19 protein-coding genes are annotated in these 22,072 nt (G+C 48.9%); all 19 read right to left on the bottom strand.

Translation table 11 applies throughout. From position 1 onward, the window contains the following. Positions 1–20: 20 nt before the first annotated feature. The 19 genes from KNO71_RS08470 to flhA all read right to left on the bottom strand — a co-directional run bounded on the left by KNO71_RS08470 (position 21) and on the right by flhA (position 22,061). The gene (locus KNO71_RS08470; protein WP_078146723.1) at positions 21–4,313 is read right to left on the bottom strand and encodes a PolC-type DNA polymerase III; all 4,293 of its coding nucleotides are present in this window, start codon (positions 4,311–4,313) and stop codon (positions 21–23) included. A 70-nt stretch (positions 4,314–4,383) separates the two neighbouring features. Beyond that, positions 4,384–6,084, bottom strand: coding sequence for a proline--tRNA ligase (locus KNO71_RS08465; protein ID WP_214687955.1), 1,701 nt, complete (start codon positions 6,082–6,084; stop codon positions 4,384–4,386). Positions 6,085–6,116: 32 nt separating this feature from the next. Next, positions 6,117–7,367, bottom strand: a complete 1,251-nt coding sequence (rseP, locus tag KNO71_RS08460; protein ID WP_015881422.1) for an RIP metalloprotease RseP — start codon at positions 7,365–7,367, stop codon at positions 6,117–6,119. Between the two features lie 3 nt (positions 7,368–7,370). Further along, positions 7,371–8,528 (bottom strand): 1-deoxy-D-xylulose-5-phosphate reductoisomerase, encoded by a 1,158-nt coding sequence (dxr, locus tag KNO71_RS08455; protein WP_214687944.1) that lies wholly within the window; start codon positions 8,526–8,528, stop codon positions 7,371–7,373. A gap of 14 nt (positions 8,529–8,542) precedes the next feature. Next, positions 8,543–9,340 (bottom strand): phosphatidate cytidylyltransferase, encoded by a 798-nt coding sequence (locus tag KNO71_RS08450; protein ID WP_214687943.1) that lies wholly within the window; start codon positions 9,338–9,340, stop codon positions 8,543–8,545. A 1-nt stretch (position 9,341) separates the two neighbouring features. Beyond that, positions 9,342–10,079 (bottom strand): undecaprenyl pyrophosphate synthase, encoded by a 738-nt coding sequence (locus KNO71_RS08445; protein WP_214687942.1) that lies wholly within the window; start codon positions 10,077–10,079, stop codon positions 9,342–9,344. Positions 10,080–10,163: 84 nt separating this feature from the next. After that, a complete protein-coding gene (gene frr / locus KNO71_RS08440; protein ID WP_031421698.1) occupies positions 10,164–10,724 on the bottom strand; it encodes a ribosome recycling factor in 561 nt (186 codons plus the stop codon). Next, positions 10,721–11,446, bottom strand: a complete 726-nt coding sequence (pyrH, locus tag KNO71_RS08435; RefSeq protein WP_015881417.1) for a UMP kinase — start codon at positions 11,444–11,446, stop codon at positions 10,721–10,723. Before pyrH ends, frr begins: the two co-directional genes overlap by 4 nt. A 110-nt stretch (positions 11,447–11,556) precedes the next feature. Continuing rightward, entirely contained in the window at positions 11,557–12,438 is an 882-nt protein-coding gene (tsf, locus tag KNO71_RS08430; protein WP_078146717.1) for a translation elongation factor Ts, read from the bottom strand. Between the two features lie 117 nt (positions 12,439–12,555). Beyond that, a complete protein-coding gene (rpsB, locus tag KNO71_RS08425) occupies positions 12,556–13,296 on the bottom strand; it encodes a 30S ribosomal protein S2 (RefSeq protein ID WP_015881415.1) in 741 nt (246 codons plus the stop codon). Positions 13,297–13,448: 152 nt separating this feature from the next. Then, the gene (locus KNO71_RS08420; protein WP_214687941.1) at positions 13,449–13,841 is read right to left on the bottom strand and encodes a hypothetical protein; all 393 of its coding nucleotides are present in this window, start codon (positions 13,839–13,841) and stop codon (positions 13,449–13,451) included. A gap of 12 nt (positions 13,842–13,853) precedes the next feature. Beyond that, the gene (locus KNO71_RS08415; protein ID WP_159562099.1) at positions 13,854–14,624 is read right to left on the bottom strand and encodes a FliA/WhiG family RNA polymerase sigma factor; all 771 of its coding nucleotides are present in this window, start codon (positions 14,622–14,624) and stop codon (positions 13,854–13,856) included. A 12-nt stretch (positions 14,625–14,636) separates the two neighbouring features. Beyond that, positions 14,637–15,122, bottom strand: coding sequence for a chemotaxis protein CheD (locus KNO71_RS08410; protein ID WP_031421691.1), 486 nt, complete (start codon positions 15,120–15,122; stop codon positions 14,637–14,639). Further along, positions 15,115–15,714, bottom strand: a complete 600-nt coding sequence (locus KNO71_RS08405) for a chemotaxis protein CheC (RefSeq protein ID WP_015881411.1) — start codon at positions 15,712–15,714, stop codon at positions 15,115–15,117. The genes KNO71_RS08410 and KNO71_RS08405 overlap by 8 nt, the downstream gene beginning before the upstream one ends. Next, entirely contained in the window at positions 15,704–16,135 is a 432-nt protein-coding gene (locus KNO71_RS08400; RefSeq protein WP_015881410.1) for a chemotaxis protein CheW, read from the bottom strand. Before KNO71_RS08400 ends, KNO71_RS08405 begins: the two co-directional genes overlap by 11 nt. Positions 16,136–16,147: 12 nt before the next feature. After that, positions 16,148–18,139, bottom strand: a complete 1,992-nt coding sequence (locus tag KNO71_RS08395; RefSeq protein WP_214687940.1) for a chemotaxis protein CheA — start codon at positions 18,137–18,139, stop codon at positions 16,148–16,150. A gap of 19 nt (positions 18,140–18,158) precedes the next feature. Next, entirely contained in the window at positions 18,159–18,998 is an 840-nt protein-coding gene (locus KNO71_RS08390) for a MinD/ParA family protein (RefSeq protein WP_015881408.1), read from the bottom strand. Continuing rightward, the gene (locus tag KNO71_RS08385) at positions 18,977–20,038 is read right to left on the bottom strand and encodes a flagellar biosynthesis protein FlhF (RefSeq protein ID WP_214684476.1); all 1,062 of its coding nucleotides are present in this window, start codon (positions 20,036–20,038) and stop codon (positions 18,977–18,979) included. The genes KNO71_RS08390 and KNO71_RS08385 overlap by 22 nt, the downstream gene beginning before the upstream one ends. A gap of 1 nt (position 20,039) precedes the next feature. Next, a complete protein-coding gene (gene flhA, locus KNO71_RS08380; RefSeq protein ID WP_256440172.1) occupies positions 20,040–22,061 on the bottom strand; it encodes a flagellar biosynthesis protein FlhA in 2,022 nt (673 codons plus the stop codon). Positions 22,062–22,072 lie beyond the last annotated feature (11 nt).

Genomic DNA, 22,072 nt, shown 5'->3' with positions numbered 1-22,072 from the left:
TTTTCCCGATAAATCGCAACTTACACCCCAAAATCAAAGAATGAGAGTTGGTTCTCATCAGGCAGACCTTCGAGACATTTCATCGTATCGAGTGTCTCGATGACCGTTTTCGAAAGTTTCGCACGTTTCCGCAAATCTTCTTTCGAAAGGAACTGTCCTTCTTCTCTCGCTTCGACGATTGCTTTCGCCGCATTCGTTCCAAGGCCATCGACCGCATTGAACGGTGGAATCAGCGTATTGTCTTCAATCAAGAACTCTGTCGCGCTCGACCGATACAAGTCGATGTTTTGGAACTTCATACCCCGCTCGAGCATTTCGAGTGCCAGTTCAAGGACCGTGTGCAGTCCTTTATCCTTCGCCGTCGCATCGAACCCTTTTTCTCGGATATCCGACATCGCCTTCCGTACGGCCTGAGGACCTTTAATCATTGCGGACAAGTCAAAATCTCCCGCCCGAACGGTAAAGTACGTCGCGTAGTACAGAATCGGATGATGCACTTTGAAGTATGCAATCCGAACCGCCATCAAGACGTAGGCAGTCGCGTGCGCTTTCGGGAACATGTACTTGATTTTCTTACAAGACGAGATATACCATTCCGGCACGTCATTCTCCCGCATCTCGGACTCCATCTCTTCCGTGAGTCCTTTCCCTTTCCGGACGGACTCCATGATTTTAAAGGCGAATGATGGTTCGAGGCCTGCATAAATCAGATAGACCATGATGTCGTCTCGACAACCGATGACATCTTTCAGTTCGCACGTCCCGTTATAAATCAATTCGTTCGCGTTCCCGAGCCAGACGTCTGTTCCGTGAGATAGACCAGAGATTTGAACGAGTTCCGAGAACGTTGACGGTTTTGTCTCTTCAAGCATCTGACGGACGAACTTCGTCCCGAATTCTGGAATCCCGAGCGTCCCGGTTTTCGATTCAATCTGTTCCGGTGTCACCCCAAGCACTTCTGGTGAAGAAAAAATCTTCATGACAGTCGGATCATCCGTCGGAATCGTCTTCGGATCGATACCAGACAAGTCCTGTAACATCCGGATGACGGTCGGGTCATCATGCCCGAGAATATCGAGTTTCAATAAGTTGTCATGGATGGAGTGGAAGTCAAAGTGAGTCGTCTTCCACTCAGAAGAATTGTCATCCGCCGGATACTGGATCGGAGAAATGTCCGCGATGTCCATGTAGTCCGGTACGACGATGATCCCCCCTGGGTGTTGCCCTGTCGTCCGTTTCACCCCGGTGACCCCGGACACGAGACGGTCCACCTCGGCGTTCCGGTAAATCTTATCGTTCTCGGTCGCATAGCCTTTCACGTATCCATAAGCCGTCTTGTCGGCAATCGTTCCGATTGTCCCGGCACGATACACATACTCTTCTCCGAACAGCACTTTTGTATAGGCGTGGGCATGCGGTTGATATTCACCTGAGAAGTTCAAGTCAATATCTGGTACTTTGTCCCCTTTGAAACCGAGGAACGTCTCGAACGGAATGTCATGACCGTCTTTTTTGTACCACGTGCCGCACTCCGGACACTCCTTGTCCGGTAAGTCATATCCCGACCCGACCGACCCGTCGTTGAAGAAATGTGAGTGCTGACAGTTCGGACAGACGTAGTGAGGTGGTAGCGGGTTGACTTCGGTGATCTCCGTCATCGTTGCGACGAGACTCGAACCGACCGACCCACGCGACCCGACCAGATACCCATCATCGAGTGATTTTTTAACGAGTTTATGCGAAATCAAGTAAATGACGGCGAACCCGTGGCCGATAATCGACTTGAGCTCTTTCTCAAGACGCGCCTCCACGATCTCAGGCAGCTCGTCCCCGTAGATGGAGCGAGCCATGTCGTAGCTCATATTCCGAACCTCATCATCCGCACCTTCAATTTTCGGCGTATACAAATCATCCGGGATGATTTGAATCGACTCAATCTGGTCGGCAATCGCATTCGGATTCGTGATGACGATTTCACGCGCTAAATCGTCACCTAAAAACTTGAACTCTTCCATCATTTCTTTCGTCGTCCGAAAGTGCGCATGCGGTAATTCTTTACGCGTATTGATAAAGTTCGCCCCACCTTGGGTACGAATCAAAATTTCGCGATAAGACCGGTCGGACCGATCTAGATAGTGCACATTCCCTGTCGCACAAACCGGTAACTCGGCCTTCTCGGCGACGCGAATGATACGCTTAATGATTTCGCGGAGTTCTAACTCATTCGCCACAATCTCTTTATCAATTAAATGATGGTAGAGTGCCGGCGGATGAATCTCGATAAAGTCGTAAAACGACATCATCTTCTCGAGTTCATCATCCGACTTGTTCAAGGCGGCGTCAAAAATCTCCCCGTTATCGCAAGCCGAACCAATCAACAGTCCTTCCCGTCGCTTCACGAGCTCGGAACGTGGCATGCGTGCCATCCGATACAAGTAATCGATGTGAGATAAGGAGATGAGCTCATATAAATGACGAAGTCCTGGCTTTTTATTTTTAGCGTAGATAGTCGCATGAAACGGACGAATCTTCGATACGTCACTCCCGACTTTCGCGTTCAACGAGCGATGTGTCGTCATCTCGAACATCTGCTTAGCGAGATCGAGTAGCTTCATGAGCAAATATGCTGTTGCTTCCGCATCATAAATGGCACGGTGATGTTGTGTCAGTTCGATATCGAATCGCTTCGCAAGTGTATTGAGTCGATGATTCTTCAACGTCGGCATCAACGTTCGAGCAAGTTCGAGCGTATCGATGACCGGATAATCATCTGGTTCATGTCCTCCGCTACGGAGAGTCGCCTCAAGGAAGCCCATATCGAATGACGCGTTATGGGCGACGAGAATGCTGTCGCCACACCAATCGACGAACTGTTTCGTGATCACTTCCGGGTCCGGTTGACCTTGGACCATGTCATCCGTGATCCCAGTCAATTCAATCGTGGTCGCTGACAAGGCATGTTTCGGGTCGGCGAACGCCTCAAACCGGTCAATGATTTCCCCGTCCTTGATTTTAACCCCAGCGAGTTCGATGATTTTATTGTAGACGGCAGAAAGTCCCGTCGTCTCGACGTCGAAGACGACGTATGTCGCATCGTCCAATGCCACATCGGTCGCATGATAGGCGACAGGGACACCATCGTTGACAACGTTCGCCTCGACTCCGTATAACACTTTAATGTCGTTCTTCTTCCCGGCATAATACGCTTCTGGGAACGCCTGGACTCCCGCATGGTCGGTAATGGCAATGGCACGATGTCCCCATTTCGCAGCACGGGCGACGAGCGACGAGACGTTTGTGACGGCATCCATTTGGCTCATCTGTGTGTGCGCGTGAAGTTCGACACGCTTCTCGCCTTCCCATTCGTCACGTGGCGGTTCGACCTTCACTTCTTGAAGTTGAGATGCCATCATACATAGTTCGCGCATGAACGAATCATCTTCGACCCGCCCAGCTGTTTGAATCCACATGCCTTTTTTGACGGCACTGAGCATACGGTCGTCATCGTCATCGCGGGCAAATACTTTCACAATCAATGAGTCGGTGTAATCCGTCATCTTGAACGTGAACAGTTTCTTCCCACTCTTCAATTCTTTCCGTTCTGCCGAGAAGACGAGTCCACGAATCGCGACACGTCGTTCTTCCTCGATAATCGTCTTGATTGGGACGATCTCATCTTTAATGAGCGCACCCATCCGGATTTCTGTGATCGGTTCGTCATTCGTTTCTGTTGCCTTGGCGAATTGAGCAGCCAGTGCCATTTTCGCTTGTTCGATGTCTTCTTGAACAACCTGTTCGCGAAGGGCCTGATTCGCCTCAGCGTCTTCTGAAAATTGAGCCTGACACGGCTTTTTCGTGAACCCATAGGCACTATAGAGCGCCTGCACTTCTTGACAGAGCTCTTTGTCCACATAACTCGCCTCAGGTGCGGAACGCACCGGGATCATGAGTTTGTTCTGCTCGAATCGTGGCGAAACGGAACCGAAATAACTGCGCATCGCACCAGAAACTTGGCTCAACTCGCTGACGATTCGCGGCCAATAGTCGATATAGTCTTGCTCACTTCCACCAGCTGTTGTCGAGAACCGAGCGTACACCTCATCCGCGAACGTCGCATAACGGCTTTCTAATCGACTCATGAACAATTGATGCACGTCGTATGGCAATACTTTTGGAAATGAAAAATAAAACGTCCACGTCCGTCGCTTCTTGTTGACGACGAGCCGTGAGAGTTCGGCCTGATCAAACAGGTCCGTCTCGGTCGTGATCCCAAGGTCACTTAATAATAATTGCATCTTTTGATTTGCTTCCACGGGTCCGTCTTTCCCCCTTTATGCCAATTCGACAAATGAAGGTGACCGCCTCCGCTGTCACCTTCATCCATTAATGAACTTCGCTAAATTTTGAAGCGATGACTTCTTTCAATTCATCGATTGACGTTTCAATCACTTCACCTGTTGCACGTACTTTCACTTCAACGATGCCTTCGCCGGCTTTTTTCCCGACGTTCACGCGAATCGGAAGTCCAATCAAATCTGCATCTGCAAACTTGACGCCCGCGCGTTCTTTTCGGTCGTCGAACAAGACATCGTATGTTTGACCAAGCTCTTCATAAAGACGGTTCGCCAAATCGACTTGCGTCTCATCTTTTGCATTGATTGCGATCAAATGGAGATCGAACGGCGCCACGTTACGTGGCCAAACGATTCCACGGTCGTCGTGATGTTGTTCGACGATGGCTGAAAGTGTGCGTGACACCCCAATGCCGTAGCAACCCATGATGAGTGGTTCGGCACGACCCTCTTCGTTGAGGAACGTCGCACCCATCGCTTCTGAATATCGTGTCCCGAGTTTAAATACTTGTCCCACTTCAATCCCACGAGCAAAACGAACCGGACCGGACTCATCCGGTGCCAAATCGCCTTCGACAACGAAACGTAAATCGTGGTATGTCATCTCGGCAAGGTCGCGCGCAGCGTTTACACCCGTGTAGTGTGTGTTCGCCTCGTTGGCACCACAGACTGCATCCACTAAGTACTTGACCGCATAGTCGGCAACGACTTTGACCGGAGCGTTAATCGGTCCGAGTGTACCTGGCGCACAGTTGAACAACTCAACGATTTTCGCTTCTTCTTCAAGTTGAATGTCGAGTCCACCGAGTGCGTTCTTCACTTTGACTTCATTCGCTTCGTGGTCGCCACGAACGATTGCCATGACGGTTTCGCCATCCACGTTGAACAAGACAGATTTGATTGTCGTCTTCGGATCCACGTTCAAGAATGCCGCCACATCTTCAATCGTACGATTCTCTTCCGTGTCCACTTTTTCGAGTGGACGAACGTCAGCTTGCTGCATCTCATAACGGTCGAGCGTTTCGGCCATCTCGATGTTCGCCGCATAGTTCGACGTGTCGGTGTAGACAATCGTGTCTTCCCCGATATCCGCAAGCGCTTGGAATTCATGCGTATCTTTCCCGCCGATTGCCCCAGAGTCCGCGACGACCGGACGATACTTCAGTCCTGTGCGGTCGAAGATGCGTGAGTACGCATTATACATGTTTGTATATTCTTCATCTAAGTCTTCTTGTGTCGCGTGGAATGAGTAGGCGTCTTTCATCAAGAACTCACGTCCGCGGAGCAACCCGAAACGTGGACGACGCTCATCACGATACTTCGTTTGAATCTGGTACAAGTTCATCGGAAGTTTTTTATACGAGTTGAGCTCGTCTCGGACGATTGATGTGATCAATTCTTCGTGTGTCGCACCGAGTGCGAAACGACGGTCATGACGGTCCGTCAAGCGCATCAATTCAGGACCGTAAATGCCCCAACGTCCTGTCTCTTCCCAAAGTTCCGCCGGTTGAATGGCAGGCATCAATAACTCTTGTGCACCGGCACGATTCATCTCTTCACGGATGATTGTTTGGATGTTGTGTAACACCTTATGTCCGAGTGGAAGATAAGAATAAATTCCTGCCGCATTTTGACGGATGAATCCTCCACGGACGAGGAGTTGATGGCTGACCGCTTCCGCGTCAGCCGGAACTTCTCTCAATGTAGGCATGAGCAATCTAGATTGTTTCATACAGTTCAACGTTTCCCTTCTCTACAAACAGCTTATTTAAAGAATGATTGAATGTCGTTCCAAGTGACAATCAACATTAAAATCATCAAGAGTGCGAATCCGATAAAGTGGACGAATCCTTCTTTTTTCGGATCGATTGGACGTCCGCGTACCGCTTCGAACAAGAGGAAAATCAAACGTCCTCCGTCTAACGCTGGCAATGGGAGCAAGTTGAAGATCGCAAGGTTGACGGAGAGAAGCGCTGTCCAGTTCAACAGCATGATCAAACCGCTCGCCGCTACTTCATCTGTCATCCGTACAATCCCGACCGGACCTGCTAGTTGATCGACACCGACTTGTCCTGTCACCAAATCACCGACCGCAGAGAAGATGAGCGTCGACATCGTCCATGTCGTTTCCGCTCCCGTCGTCACGGCTTTGACCGGTGATCGCTCGAGTGCGTTCGTGACACCAAGGATTCCGACCGTCTCTCCGTTTTGTTCGACTGCTTGTGGTGTGAGGGTGACAGTTGCTTCCTCCCCATCACGGACATACGTGACTTCCGTAGGGGTGTCCGCCCGGTCTTCTAAAGCAGATCGTAAGTCGAGCCAATCGGTAATCGGCTCACCTTCAATCGATACGATTTCATCCCCGCTCATCAAACCAGCCTCATCAGCGGCTGAATCCGGTTGAACCGTACCGATTTGACCGTCGTTCGTTGGGGTTCCTTGAACGAGCCCCACAATAATGAGCAAGATGAACGCCAAGACGAAGTTCATCGCCGGACCGGCTGCGATGGCCAAGACACGTTTCCAAACCGACTGGGCTCCAAATGTTCGATCATACGGTGCGATTTGAATTTCCATCCCTTGGTCGACAAGGAGTGTGTCTCGCTCTAATGAATAGACACGCACTTCCTCATCGATGAGAAGTTGCACTTTCAACTCATGTGTCGAATCGAACTTATCGACGGTTCCGACGACATGGACATCTGTAGCCGTGTCCGGTTGGAAGTAGACACGATCGACCGTCCCCTGTTCGGTGAGCCGGAGTCCGACATGCTGACCCGCACGGACTTCAATCGGTTCAAAATCTTCTCCGGCCATTTTGACGTAGCCACCGATTGGTAAAAGACGAATGGTATAGAGCGTTTCATTTTTACGGAATGAAACAATTTTTGGACCGAATCCGATTGCAAACTCGTGACAGAGAATGCCTGCCCGTTTCGCCATGACGAGGTGTCCCCATTCGTGTACCGAAATGAGAACGCCAAACATCAAAACGATGGCGATAAAAGTCGTCATGATTTATTCCCCACCTTCAATTCCTTGCTGAATCTGTTGACGTACTGCTCGGTCAACTTCTAGAATTTGCGCGAGCGTCGGCTCGGCAATGACCTCATGTCGAGCCATCGCTTTTTCGACGAGTCGTTCAATCTCTAAAAACGTGATCTGACCGTTCAAGAATAGGTCCACTGCCACTTCATTGGCTGCATTCAAGACGGTCGGCATGGAACCACCGGCTCTTCCTGCTTCGAACGCTAACCGGAGTGCCGGGTAACGATTGAAATCAGCCTCTTCAAAATGCAGCTTTCCGATTTCCTTCAAGTTTAACCGCTTATTCCCCTCGATTTCAAGCCGCTTCGGTCCCGATAGCGCATAAAGGATCGGACCGCGCATATCCGGGTTTCCAAGCTGGGCCATCACGGCAGCATCTTTAAATTCGACCATCGAATGAATAATCGATTCACGGTGTAAGATGACTTCAATATCATTATAATCGATATCGAACAGCCAGTGTGCCTCGATGACTTCCAAGCCTTTGTTGAACATCGTCGCCGAATCGATGGTGATTTTTGCTCCCATTGACCAGTTCGGATGATTCAGTGCGTCTTCAACAGTCACATCAGCCAGCTCATCGCGTGAACGATCACGGAAACTACCGCCTGATGCCGTTAGAATAATTTTGGATACATCTTCTCTTCGTTCCCCGTTCAAACATTGATAGATCGCGGAGTGTTCACTGTCGACAGGCAACAGGTTGACCCCATGTTCTTTCACGGCCGCTTTGACAAGATGTCCTGCGGTAACGAGTGTTTCCTTGTTGGCGAGTGCAATATCTTTCCCTGCTTGAATCGCCGCAAGCGTCGGTTCAAGTCCAACTGCTCCAACGACTGCCGTCACGACGATGTCAGCCCGTTCTGCCGTCGCACACTCCTTCAGCCCCTCCGGTCCAATAAAATAGAGAGGTTCATATGTAAGATGCGGCTTCAACTGTTCGAGTACTTCGATACTCGTTGCCGACACATATTTTGGTCTAAGTCGATTGATCCATTCCGTGGCGACCTCGACGTTCGTTCCGAACGCATACGCCTCAAGTTCAAACAGGTCAGGGTGCTGTTCGATGACGTCACAAGTTTGAACGCCAATCGAACCAGTCCCCCCAATTAAGCTAATTCGCTTCATCTCGACACTCCTTTTTAAAGCAGATTAAACACCCAAATGACGGTAAAGACCGCAATCATACTATCAAACCGGTCTAAAATGCCACCATGTCCCGGTAACAGATGACCTGAATCTTTGACTCCGTACTGGCGCTTATAAGCAGACTGCACCAAATCCCCGAGCTGTCCGACTACCGCCACGACAATCGCTAAAATGGCGACCTCGATCATCGGCAAGATCGGATCAATCCAGACGAAGATGATACCGAGTACAATCGCAGACACAATGCCCCCAATCGCCCCTTCAATCGTCTTATTCGGACTAATCGATGGCCATAACTTGGCTTTCCCGAATGCTTTTCCGGTAAAATACGCTCCCGAGTCTGTCGCCCAAATCATAAACAAGATTAGCAGCACTTTCGATAGACCGTCCTCAGAGAGCCGCACTAACGCAAAACTAGAGAAACCGACGACCAAATAGACGGCTGAGACGAAGTAAAAACTGGCATCTTCATACGTGAATCGGTTTTTCGTGACCACTGTCCAAAACAGCAACAACACGAGCCCTAAGACGAGCCATTGTTCAATCGAGAACGGAAGTTCATCCGTGACAACTTGAGTCTTAAGCAATAATAAGAGGAACGGGAACGCCACGAGGAGCGCTGTCACTAAGAACGGAAACGCCAACAGCTTATGCTGTCGCATCAACGTGAATTCACTCAATCCGATGAGTGCCAGAATCCCCATCAATGAAACGAAGGCATTGCCTCCAAGCGCAATCACCGTGATGAAGATGGCTCCTGCCCATAGTCCTGTAATAATACGTGTCTTCATGTTACACCCCACCAAAACGTCGCGTGCGCGCGTTGTATGATTCAATCGCTTCTACAAAATGCTCACGCTTAAATTCCGGCCACAATACTTCTGTGAAATGAAGTTCAGCATACGCGCTTTGCCATAATAAAAAGTTAGAGAGTCGTTGCTCACCGCTCGTCCGAATAACGAGATCTACATCTTGAACGTGTGTCATGAGTCGTTCACCAATCATACGATCATCGATATCGTCTGCCTGAACCAAACCGGACTGAACGTCTGCTGCAATGCTACGCATCGCTTGAACGAGCTCATCTCGTCCCCCGTAGTTGAGTGCGAAGACAAGGTTCAACCCTGTGTTCGCAACGGTCCGTTCTCTCGCCTCGTTAACGGCTTCTCGTGTCTCTCGTGGGAGTTTCGACGTATCTCCCGCAACGAGCACCCGTACATTCTGTTCGTGGAGTTCTTTCAAATCGGTCTCCAAAAACTGTTTCGGCAGTTTCATCAAGAATGAGACTTCCTCTTCCGGACGAGTCCAATTCTCTGTAGAGAACGCATAAAGCGTCAGAGACCGAATCCCGAGTTCCTGCGCTGTTCGTACCGCTTCCCGGATGGACTTCATCCCTTCCCGGTGACCCATGATGCGAGGGAGACCACGTTTTTTGGCCCAGCGCCCATTTCCATCCATGATGATGGCTACGTGCTCAGGAACACTTAACTCCGCCTCGATTTTCGTTTTAGGATTCACCCATTTAAACATTCTGTTATCCTCCTGATTGTATGAAAGAAGGACCCTCTCAGAAAAAGGGTCCCCACACAGCTTTTTGGTATACCACTTCCGTGATTACACTTCCATGATTTCTTTTTCTTTAATTGCTGCAGATTCATCAATCTTCTTGATATACGAATCCGTCAACGTTTGAACGTCATCTGCATATCCGCGGAGATCGTCTTCTGTTAACTCGCCATCTTTCTCGAGTTTCTTCAAGTTTTCATTTGCATCACGACGTACGTTACGGACAGCGACCTTCGCTTCTTCTGCGTATTTTTTCGTGACTTTAACTAATTCTTTACGACGTTCTTCCGTCAATGCAGGAATCGCCAAACGGATGACCGTACCGTCAGATGATGGAGACAAGCCGAGGTCTGCCTTTTGAATCGCTTTCTCTACTTCAGAAACCATCGACTTATCCCATGGTTGAATTAAAAGTAGACGCGCTTCTGGTGTATTGATGTTTGCCACTTGATTGAGTGGTGTTGGGACACCATAGTAATCAACTTGGACAGGATCCAAAATCGATGCGCTGGCACGGCCAGTGCGAAGCGTTCCAAAATCACGTTTAAGTGAAGAATGCGCTTTTTCCATTTTTTCTTCAGCTGTTTTCAATACTTCTTTGACACTCATGAATTGACTCCTCCTACTACCGTCCCGATATGTTCCCCGAGAACGACACGTTTAATGTTACCTTCTTCAAGCAATGAGAATACAATCAATGGAATGTGGTTGTCCATACAAAGTGACGTTGCTGTCGAGTCCATGACTTGAAGTCCATCCTTTAAGACGTCAAGGTAAGACAACGTATCGTACTTCACTGCCGTTGCGTCCAATTTCGGATCAGCTGAATAGACGCCGTCCACATTGTTTTTACCCATTAAGATGACATCAGCTTCGATTTCAGCCGCACGGAGAGCAGCTGTCGTGTCCGTTGAGAAATATGGGTTTCCTGTGCCGGCCGCAAAGATAACGACGCGTCCTTTTTCAAGATGACGCATTGCGCGACGACGAATGTATGGTTCAGCAACTTGTCGCATTTCAATTGATGTTTGGACGCGCGTTTGGACACCGTACGTTTCAAGGCTATCTTGAAGAGCAAGTGAGTTCAATACAGTTGCGAGCATACCCATGTAATCTGCGTTTGCCCGATCCATCCCGAGTTCACTACCCGTCTTTCCACGCCAAATGTTTCCGGCACCTACAACAACGGCGACTTCTACACCCATCTCGATCAATTCTTTAATTTGACTTGAGATTGAGTTTACAATGTTAGGGTCGATCCCGTAACCTTGATCTCCAGCGAGCGCTTCTCCACTCAATTTTAACACAATTCGTTTATATTTCGGTTCCATAACTTTGCCTCCTCTTGCTTGAAAAAAGGGAACACGCTCCCTTAACGAACTAACTCAAGGTTATACAGACGTGTTCCCAATTTTAGTTGTATCACAGATTGTGACACAGATTATTTTTTAAGTTGGTTCATAACTTCTTCAGCAAAGTTCTCTTCACGTTTCTCCATACCTTCTCCTACTTCGAAGCGTACGAACGAGTTGATTTTTCCGCCTTTTGATTCTACGTACTTACCAACTTTGAAGTCGCTGTCTTTTACGAACGTTTGGTCAACGAGGCAGATTTCTTCGAAGTACTTGTTCATTCGACCAGCAATCATCTTCTCAACGATGTTAGCAGGCTTGCCTTCGTTAAGTGCTTGCTCAGTCAAGACTTTCTTCTCGCGGTCGATTTCTTCAGCTGATACTTCATCGCGTGTCGCGTAAAGTGGACGTGCTGCAGCAACGTGCATTGCAACGTCTTTAGCAACTGTTTCGTCAGATGTGCCGTCGATTACAACGACTGACCCGATGCGACCACCCATGTGGAGGTACGTACCGAATACTGCATCGTCAGCTTTTTCAAGAACAGCTACACGACGGAGTGAGATTTTCTCTCCGATTGTCGAAGCTTCTTCTTGGATGTACGTTTCAAGTGTTTTACCTGCTTCGTACTCAGCCGCGAGTGCCGCTTCTGCAGTTGTTGCGCCTGATGCGAGTACTGCTTTTGCTACGTTGTTCACGAGTGTTTGGAACTTCTCGTTCTTCGCAACGAAGTCTGTTTCTGAGTTGATTTCGACGAGCACAGCTTTGTTGCCTTCAACTGCTACTGCTGTCAAACCTTCAGCGGCGATACGATCACCTTTTGCTGCTGCTTTAGCGATTCCTTTTTCGCGAAGGAAGTCGATTGCTGCTTGCATGTCACCGTCTGTTTCAACGAGTGCTTTTTTGCAATCGAGCATTCCTGCTCCTGTTTTTTCACGAAGTTCTTTTACCATTGCTGCTGTAACTGCCATCGGAAATTCCTCCTTGTAAAACTAACGAATTTTAAGAAAAAGCACAGGGCTTTTTGAATACATGTCCTAAAAAAAGGTGATAAAAGGCTTTCCCTTTATCACCTATTGTCTCACTGATTACTCAGCTTCTGTAGCTTCAGCTTCTGTCGCTACAGCTTCTTCAGCAACTTCTTCTTCACCTTGCTTCGCTTCGATGATTGCATCAGCCATCTTCGAAGTGAGCAATTTAACTGCACGAATTGCATCGTCGTTCGCTGGGATTACATAATCGATTTCGTCTGGGTCACAGTTTGTGTCGACAATCGCAACGATTGGGATGTTCAATTTGTGAGCTTCCGCGATTGCGATACGCTCTTTACGTGGGTCAACGATGAAGAGGGCGTCAGGCACACCAGGCATGTCCTTGATTCCGCCGAGGAACTTCTCAAGACGAGTCATTTCTTTCTTCAAGATGATGACTTCTTTCTTAGGAAGTACTTCGAACGTGCCGTCTTCTTCCATTTTTTCGAGTTGCTTCAAGCGGTTGATACGCTTTTTGATTGTTGAGAAGTTAGTGAGTGTTCCACCCAACCAACGCTCGTTAATGAAGAACATCCCAGAACGGATTGCTTCCTCTTTGATTGTATCTTGAGCTTGTTTTTTCGTACCAACGAAGAGGACGTTTCCGCCTTCTGCCGCGAGTTCACGAACAAAGTTGTAAGCTTCGTCTACTTTTTTGACCGTCTTTTGAAGGTCGATGATGTAGATCCCGTTACGCTCTGTGAAGATGTATTTCGCCATTTTTGGGTTCCAACGGCGTGTTTGGTGACCGAAGTGTACACCAGCTTCAAGCAATTGCTTCATTGAAATTACTGCCATGATAAATTTCCTCCTTGTGGTTTAAAAAAGTCCTCCGCCTCGTTCATTGTTGTATTCCGACCTTTCGGCACCGAGGAATATCATCCCGAGACGTGTGTGATGTGTTTAACACCGAGAATTACTATAGCATATGTCACGAAATCCGGCAACTCTCACTTTTTACGAAGTTTCGCATAAAGCGCAAGCTCGCCCTCGCCTTTTCCGAGGATACGGGCAGCGTCCCGCACGGAATGTCGCAACAAGACATCGTCCACGTCGATTGACGCGGACGGGGTCGTCTCTTCTGTCGCCTCTACGACCGTTTGAACGGACTCATTGACAGGGAGCGATGAAGCTTCTTCCTGTTGAACCACGTTCGAACGTTCAACGGGTTCTTGAACAACGAGGTCGTTCATCGACTCCATGAATGAAAGAAGCAACGTTTCGGTCTCTTGCTTCTCTCGTTCGAGCCGTTCGACTCGTTCCTGCAGCGCTTGGACTTGTCGGTAGCCGAATAAAAAACCGTAAGCAACCAAACAAGCTGTGATCACATATATAATATACACTTGTTCATCTCCTTACGATGTCTTTTCTTCTAAATAGGACCGACCGAGCGCGTGTTTTAATGTCTTCAACGCTTTGGAATGAATTTGCGAAATCCGTGATGTTGACAGTTCGAGCACTTCCCCAATCTCCGTCAACGTCAGTTCGTCAAAGTAAAACAAAGAGACGACGAGTCGTTCTTTTTCGGATAAATGGTCGACTTCTGCTGCCAGCACATCAATCAATTCGCGTTGCAACAACGTATCTTCTGGCTTTTCAGAATCCGGGTCGAAATACGTGACAGACATGACTTTTCCTTCTTCTTGCAACGTCACGGCCTCATCAATCGACAACATATTGGCAAAGTACCCTTCCGCCATCGTTCGTTCGATTTCTGCAATCGGTAAGTCGCATGCCGAAGCTAACTCGCTCTTCGTTGGAGCACGATGTAACGACTGTTCAAGCTGTTCTGCCACCTGATCGATTTTTTTCACTTTTTCTCGAACCGACCGAGGTAACCAATCCACTTTTCGTAAACCGTCGATAATGGCTCCACGAATCCGAAACGCAGCATACGTATCAAATTTATTATTGTGCTCTGGATCATATTTCATAAGGGCATCGTACAATCCCATGTAACCCAAACTTTTCAATTCGTCGCGTTCGACGCTCTTTGGAAGCGTCACGATCATCCGTTGTACGTGGTAGTGGATGAGAAACTCGTAATGTGCTAGTAATTCGTTTGCTGTATCCATATCACGGTCCATATTCCAGCGATCCCACAACTGTGTAAGATGAGTCGTCATGTCGATCCCCCCTTATAGTTCTTTCGTACCCACGCTCACCGTCCGAATCGATAAGACAGATGTTGCGACATCAAACTCGATTGTCCGCCCGTTATGTCCGCCACAATCTTCTGCCACGAGCGGAATACGATGGACTTTTAATGCTTGGCGGATGGCCTCGGCGTTTCGCTCACCGATTCGCATCGCCTCGTTCTCATATTTAAACTGAAACATCTGAGCGCCGCCTGCCATCTTTGCTTGAAGCCGCGTGGCCCCTTCTCGTTTCAATGAATGCACGAGTGTATCAATGGCTGTATCTGCGTATTTTCCTACTTCAATCGTCTGGTTCTTACGAGCAATCGTCGAGTCCGGCAACATGACATGTGCCATCGCTGCCAATTGGAGGCGGGTGTCATATAAAATGACACCCACACATGACCCAAGTCCGGCTGTACGTAACCGATTTGGTGCGGTCGTCTGCTTCCATTCGGCAATGCCGATTTTTAATACATCAGCCATTGCCAAGCAACCGTTCTTGAATCCGTTTGAGCGACCCATGTGTTGGTAGGAACAACACATGTCCTGCACTTACTTTTTGATCAATCATAAATGTCGTGTCGATATAGAGCGCCGCGTCTTCCTCAGGTTGTACAGACGTGACGACAAATTCAACAATCGAACCTGCCATATCGATGGCCGTTGCCGGCACTTGAATCATAATCGGTGTCTGTAACCAGTCACCTAGCGCTCGCGCATAAGCACCGCTCATAATATTCCCGACCTCTTCCCAAGCCGATTGGCCGAGCTCATCAAAAGAATCAAATGAATATGGCATCCCAATCAAGGTCGAAACCATTTGCTCGGCATCTTCCACGGCGAACAAAATGAGGATCATTCCACGAATATCACCATCTAATTCCAACAAGACCGAGGCAACATGTCGTTCCGGACCGCCGACTCGCTCTGGTAAATAGGTGATCGGTTCCATTTCGGCAGAAGACACGGTAATGTTCACCGGTTTCGAAAGCATTGCCGACAAGGCAGTCGCCGCATGTCCAGACCCTATATTTCCCAGTTCCTTTAACAGGTCTTGTTCAAACTCACTCAGCATACTGTTCCTCAAACAACGCATTCGCATCGAGTAAGGAGAAGAGTTTATCTTCTCCTTTTGCGATGGCTGTCAGATGTGCCGAGAGCATATCGCGGCTCGATTCCGGAATCGGTTCGATTCGTACTTCATCGCTTTCCACGACCTCATTCGCACGGTCGACGATAAATCCGGCATCTCCTTGATTCAACGAGGCGATCAGGATGCGCGTTTCATCCGTTGGTTCGATTTCTTCGTAGCCGAGTCGCAAGCGAAGGTCGATGACCGGCGTGACGACACCACGAAGGTTGATGACCCCTTTCACATGTGACGGTGCGTTCGGCACTCGTGTGATCGGCTGAAGTCGCTCGATTGAACGGACCGACTGTACGTCGATCCCATACGTATTTTCTTCAAGTGAAAAGACTACCCATTTCTGTTCCATCAATATTCCTCCTTAAAAGAGATCGTTACTATCTACGATAAGGGCGACGCGACCGTCACCAAGAATGGTCGCACCAGAGATAGCTGGAATCCCTTCAAGATACGTACCGAGCGGTTTCATGACAATTTCTTGTTGACCGATCAAATCGTTGACGACGACGCCGACGAGTTTGTTGCCTTTTCGAACGACGACGACCGGGAATTGCGACTTCGTCTCTGATTCGATGCCAAACATTTCTTTCATGTAGACGAGTGGGACCAGTTGACCACGGAAGTCGAAAACTCGTTCACGGTGTGCTGTCAAAATGTCCGCTTCATCAAGTAATGTCGTCTCAAGGATCGATGTCAATGGAATCGCATACGATTCCTCTCCCACTTGAACGAGCATCGCCGAGATGATCGAAAGGGTGAGCGGTAAGCTGACTTGGAACTTCGTGCCCTGTCCCGCAACCGTCTCTAGAGAAACGACCCCACCGAGTGACTCGATTTTATTTTTGACGACATCGAGTCCGACACCGCGTCCTGACAAGTCAGTGACCACGTCTGCCGTCGAGAAGCCCGGAGCAAAGATCAGCATCGCCAATTCGTTCTCAGACATCGTCGTCGCTTCTTCATCTGTGATCACGCCGCGCTCCAACGCTTTCGAGCGAACCTTGTCGACGTTGATGCCGGCACCGTCGTCCTCGATTTCAATGAAGACTCGGTTTCCGCCGTGATACGCACGGAGTGCAAGCATGCCCTGCTCCGGTTTTCCGGCTTGAAGACGTACTTTCGGACGTTCGATGCCGTGATCGATGGCGTTACGGATCAAGTGGACGAGCGGATCGCCAATTTCATCGATGACCGTGCGATCGAGTTCTGTTTCAGCACCTGAAATGTCCAACTGGACTTTTTTATGAATCTCTTTTGCGACCGAACGCACCATTCGTGGGAAGCGATTGAACACTTGTTCGATTGGCATCATCCGGAGGGTTAAGACGAGTGATTGTAACTCGTTCGTTCCCCGCTTGATTTTTTCGACCGTTTCATTCAATTCTGGTTGACCGACTTCGTCCGCCAGGCGCTCAAGTCGTCCACGGTCGATAATGAACTCTTCAAATAAGTTCATCAGACGATCAATTCGTTCTAAGTTGACGCGAATCGTTTTTGCTTGTGCTTGAGCGGCTACTTGCTCTTTCGTATCTTTCGCTTCTTCCTTGTCCGAGGTAGCTTGAACGACAGGTTCAGGTGCAATCGTCTCCGCTGTCACAGCGACTTCTGGCTCACTGACCGCTGTTTCTGTATACGTATTGACTTCGACGCGCTCCACTTCCGATACTTGAGCGATGGCATGTTCAATCACTTCTGCCGTCTCTTGTGACAAGAATAAGACGTCGAACGATAAGTCAAATTGCTCTTGTTCGATTTCTTCTGTCTCCGGATGTGTGCTGACGACCTCACCGAGTTCTTGAAGGCGATCGAATACCATATACGCACGGGCCGCTTTCAAAACGACCGCGTCAGACAGTTTGACTGTGATTTGATACGCCTCAAAGCCTGTCTGTTTGGCTTGCTCGATGACCGAGTTCGTATATAGATCAATCTCAAACGTGCTCGTCTCTGACGTTTTTTCGACTGCGACTTCTTTCCCACCGATGAAGGATTGGAATGCGGCGACCGTTTCTGATACATCCACGTTCGCGCCTTGTCCTCCGCTCTCGATGTCCGCAATCATGTCTTCCATCTGTTCCATGGCGATGAACATCGTATCCAACAAGAGTTGGTTACTTTCCTTTTTGCCGCCACGGACGAGGTCGAGCGCGCTCTCCATCTCATGTGTCAAGTTGGCAACGCGTTCGTACCCCATCGTCGAAGACATCCCTTTTAGCGTGTGCGCGGACCGGAAGATCTCCTGTACAACATCCGCCCCACCCGATTGTTCTAATTTAAGTAACTGTGTGTTGATCGATTGGATATGTTCTTGGGATTCATCTAAAAACAACCCTAAGTATTCATTCACGTCCATCTCATTTACCTCCCTGTCGTTATACTCGGTTCCACTGTTTTCGTAAGTTCCCCATCAAACGGTCCATCAAGTGACGTGGTTTCGGAGGCGTACCCGTAAGCGTTGTCAAAATTCGTTCGAGGCGCCAGCTAATATCACTCTTTCGGTTGTATTGATAAAACGGGACTTGGGCGATGACTGCCTTTCTGACAGATGAGTCGTCTGGTAGAAAGCCGAGGAATCGAATCGTCTTATTTAAAAACTGTTTACATGCGACTTCCATCCGTTCGAAACATTGAAGGGCTTCCTCACCGGACTGGGCTCGGTTGACGATGACGCCAAGCGGTAAGTCCGGGTACTGATGGTGCACCAGTTTCGTATATGCATAACCGTCCATTAGCGAGGTAGGTTCTGGAGTCAAAATCAAGAACATCTCATCGCAACCCGCGATGAACTGGAGTGAAGTGTCCGTCGCTCCAGCCCCCATATCGAACAGGACATAATCATATTCGGTCAATACTTCGAGTTCTCGCATGAGAAATTGCATGTCATCATCTGAGAGATGGACGAGTTGGTCCTGCCCACTCCCTCCATGTAATATATCGACACCATATACATTTTTCTGAACAGCTGCAGCCAATGGAATACGAGCTTTGACGGTCTCGATCATCGTTCTGGACTTCATGGCATTCATCAAGATGTGCACATTGGCCATTCCGATGTCAAAGTCGACAATCAACACTCGTTTTCCGAGTTCAGCTAGGGCGATGGCCGTGTTTACACAGACGTTCGTCTTTCCGACCCCACCTTTCCCACTCGCAAAGGCGATTGTCGTCGGATGGGCATCATTGATTGCTCTTAAACGCCTTGCTTGGTCCATCTTGCCCACCCTTCTTTCTCAAACAGTCGTTTCGTCAGTGCGTCCGCATTCCCCCGAATCAGATCGTCCGGCACTTCTTGGCCGTCTGTCATCCAGGCGACCGGAAGACCGCTCTTTTTCACCATGCGGTACATCGCGTGGATATCACTTGTCTCGTCCGCCTTCGTAAAAATGAGTGAGCTAAGAGGCAATGACTCGAATTGCGAATAGATCATATCCATGTCCTTCGTTTTGGATGTCAAACTCAAAACGAGCGAAAGGCTTGTTTCAGTGAAGTCGTGATGTTCATGAAACTGTTCGACGTAAGCCGGATCGCGGAAATTTCGTCCCGCCGTGTCGATTAGCACGATGTCTTTACGAGCAAACAATTGCTTGGCACGCTTGAAGTCATGAAAGTCATATGCCACTTCCACCGGAATACTCATGATTTCAGCATACGTCTTCAACTGTTCGATGGCAGCGATTCGGTACGTGTCGGTCGTGATCAATCCGACCGTTTTGCCTTCCGTCAGCTTGAAGTGCGCCGCAAGTTTGGCGAGCGTGGTCGTCTTGCCGACCCCCGTCGGTCCAACGACCATAACATATCGCTTCGCTTCAGGCGGTTCAATGAACGACGATTTGACTTGTTCGTAAACGAAACGTTCAGCTTCTTCTACAGATTTTGTCGTGTAGTATAGTTCGTTCAGCGTTTCCTCCCACGACTCATCGGCAAAGGATTCTGTCGAGAGCAGCGATTCGACATGTTGCAACGAGGCGTGTAGTCTCGGTGCCGCTCCTCCAATCACACGTGGTGGTGTTTGCGGGATGACAGGTTGTGATGGTGTTGGTGCTGTCCGAACAGGGACAGGCTGTCGTGGCTTTGTGACGACTTGCTCTTTTTCGAGGGCTGCGATGACCTCCACTTGCTTTGACGCAAAGAGACCGAACCATCCTGTCTTCACTTGTCGTGAGTTGAGGATGACCGCTTCGTCTCCGAGCTCTTGTTTCACTTTCGCCATCGCATCAGCCATGGTTTTCGCCGTAAACTTTTTAATCTGCATGTTAAATCACCCCAATACTTTTCACTTCGACGGAACTGAGTAATTCGTTATAAGCCAATACCGGCACATCTGGATAATACCGTTCGAGTAATTGACGAACGAACAGACGAATCGTTGGGGAACATAAAATCACAGCCGATGCCCCATATCGTTCAAACATCGACAGTTGTTCGCCAGTGCGCTCGATAATCTCTCGAGCTTGCTCTGGGTCGAGCGCCAAATAGTTCCCGAACTCCGTTTTCTGAACCGCATCTTGCACCGTCTGTTCCGTCTGTCCGCCGAGTGTCACGACGTAAAGGGGACCTTCAGGTGGTTTGACTTGATCGGTCAATTGACGGGACAAGCCTTGACGGCAATACTCTCCTAAGATTTCCGCATCTTTCGTCACTTTTCCGTAGTCTGCCATCGTCTCAAACAGAAGCGGCAAATTTCGAATGGAAACACTTTCTTGGAGTAAGTGGCGCAACACTTTCTGAATTTCGCCAATCGAAAGGACTGACGGCGTCACGTCCTCTACGAGAACCGGATGCGTCTCTTTCAGGTGCTCGACGAGTTGTTTCGTCTCTTCCCGACCGAGTAAATCTGCCGCATGTTTCTTCAACGTCTCGGTCAAGTGAGTCGCGACAACAGAAGGCGGATCAACGACGGTATACCCGCTCATTTCTGCCCGAGTTCGTGTTTCTTCATCAATCCAAAGGGCAGGAAGACCGAATGCTGGTTCCGTTGTTTCAATTCCATATACCTCAGGGTCTTCGATGCCCGGGCTCATCGCCAAGTAATGATCCAGCAATAGCTCTCCCTCTGCAACGACGTTCCCTTTGACTTTGATTCGGTATGCGTTCGGTGATAACTGCAAGTGATCGCGAATCCGGACCGTCGGTAAGATGAAGCCAAGCTCGAGTGCGAGTTGACGACGAATCATGACAACGCGGTCTAACAAGTCACCGCCTTGAGACTCATCTGCAAGCGGAATCAAGCCATACCCGAATTCAAATTCAATCGAGTCAATCTGCAACAGCGAGACGACTGATTCTGTCGGCGCTGTCGATGGTTCCTCTTCGAGCATCGGCTCTTCCGTTGCCTGACGGATATTTCGACGCATCGTGTAGGCGCCGAAGAATGCCGTTCCGGCAATGATCATCGTCACAGGAAGTAGGGGCGGTGATACAAAACCAAGCATGAAGACAATCGACCCGGCGATATAAAGGAGTGATGGGTTTTGACCGAGCTGGTCGATTACGTCTTCCCCTAAGTTTCCATCCGAGACGGCACGGGTCACGATAATCCCGGTCGCGGTCGAAATCAAAAGTGCTGGGATTTGACTGACCAAGCCATCCCCGATTGTCATGAGTGAGAACGTTTGGAACGCTTCTCCAACTGGTAATCCCATTTGAACGACACCGATGATAATCCCGAAGATCAAGTTGATCGTAACGATGATAATACCAGCGATGGCATCTCCTTTAACGAACTTCGATGCCCCGTCCATTGATCCATAGAAGTCCGCCTCGCTTTGAATTTTACGGCGACGCATCTGGGCTTCCTTATCGTCAATTAAACCAGAGTTCAAATCGGCATCGATGGCCATCTGTTTCCCCGGCATCGCATCGAGTGTGAAGCGAGCAGATACTTCCGATACACGCTCTGCTCCTTTCGTGATGACGACGAATTGAATGATGACAAGAATCAGAAAGACGACAAATCCGACAAGGACATTTCCACCGATGACGAAATCACCGAACGTCTCGATGACTTCCCCACCATAACCTTTAGATAGAATCGAACGGGTCGTCGATACGTTCAAACCAAGACGAAACAACGTCACAATCAATAAGAGAGAAGGGAATACGGAGAAGTCAAGTGCTTCCCGGGCATTCATCGCCACAAGTAGAATCATGATGGCGATCAAAATATTTACGATGATTAAAAAGTCTAATAAAAACCCCGGTAGCGGGATGATCAGCATGATGACAATCATCAACACACCAATCAAAATTGCAAAGTCTTTCGCTTTTACTGCCAACACATACTCCT

The organism is Exiguobacterium sp. s163 (assembly GCF_018617135.1).
Lineage (GTDB): Bacteria > Bacillota > Bacilli > Exiguobacteriales > Exiguobacteriaceae > Exiguobacterium > Exiguobacterium profundum.
Note: the sequence above shows the minus strand (reverse complement) of the source record. Positions and strands in the feature narration are given on the sequence as shown.

Bases quoted from the DNA above. Each gene is read 5' to 3' on its own strand.
- KNO71_RS08465 (WP_214687955.1), bottom strand. From the start codon at position 6,084: ATGAAACAATCTAGATTGCTCATGCCTACATTGAGAGAAGTTCCGGCT.
- rseP (WP_015881422.1), bottom strand. From the start codon at position 7,367: ATGACGACTTTTATCGCCATCGTTTTGATGTTTGGCGTTCTCATTTCG.
- dxr (WP_214687944.1), bottom strand. From the start codon at position 8,528: ATGAAGCGAATTAGCTTAATTGGGGGGACTGGTTCGATTGGCGTTCAA.
- KNO71_RS08450 (WP_214687943.1), bottom strand. From the start codon at position 9,340: ATGAAGACACGTATTATTACAGGACTATGGGCAGGAGCCATCTTCATC.
- KNO71_RS08445 (WP_214687942.1), bottom strand. From the start codon at position 10,079: ATGTTTAAATGGGTGAATCCTAAAACGAAAATCGAGGCGGAGTTAAGT.
- frr (WP_031421698.1), bottom strand. From the start codon at position 10,724: ATGAGTGTCAAAGAAGTATTGAAAACAGCTGAAGAAAAAATGGAAAAA.
- pyrH (WP_015881417.1), bottom strand. From the start codon at position 11,446: ATGGAACCGAAATATAAACGAATTGTGTTAAAATTGAGTGGAGAAGCG.
- tsf (WP_078146717.1), bottom strand. From the start codon at position 12,438: ATGGCAGTTACAGCAGCAATGGTAAAAGAACTTCGTGAAAAAACAGGA.
- rpsB (WP_015881415.1), bottom strand. From the start codon at position 13,296: ATGGCAGTAATTTCAATGAAGCAATTGCTTGAAGCTGGTGTACACTTC.
- KNO71_RS08415 (WP_159562099.1), bottom strand. From the start codon at position 14,624: ATGACGACTCATCTTACACAGTTGTGGGATCGCTGGAATATGGACCGT.
- KNO71_RS08410 (WP_031421691.1), bottom strand. From the start codon at position 15,122: ATGGCTGATGTATTAAAAATCGGCATTGCCGAATGGAAGCAGACGACC.
- KNO71_RS08405 (WP_015881411.1), bottom strand. From the start codon at position 15,714: ATGCTGAGTGAGTTTGAACAAGACCTGTTAAAGGAACTGGGAAATATA.
- KNO71_RS08400 (WP_015881410.1), bottom strand. From the start codon at position 16,135: ATGGAACAGAAATGGGTAGTCTTTTCACTTGAAGAAAATACGTATGGG.
- KNO71_RS08395 (WP_214687940.1), bottom strand. From the start codon at position 18,139: ATGGACGTGAATGAATACTTAGGGTTGTTTTTAGATGAATCCCAAGAA.
- KNO71_RS08390 (WP_015881408.1), bottom strand. From the start codon at position 18,998: ATGGACCAAGCAAGGCGTTTAAGAGCAATCAATGATGCCCATCCGACG.
- KNO71_RS08385 (WP_214684476.1), bottom strand. From the start codon at position 20,038: ATGCAGATTAAAAAGTTTACGGCGAAAACCATGGCTGATGCGATGGCG.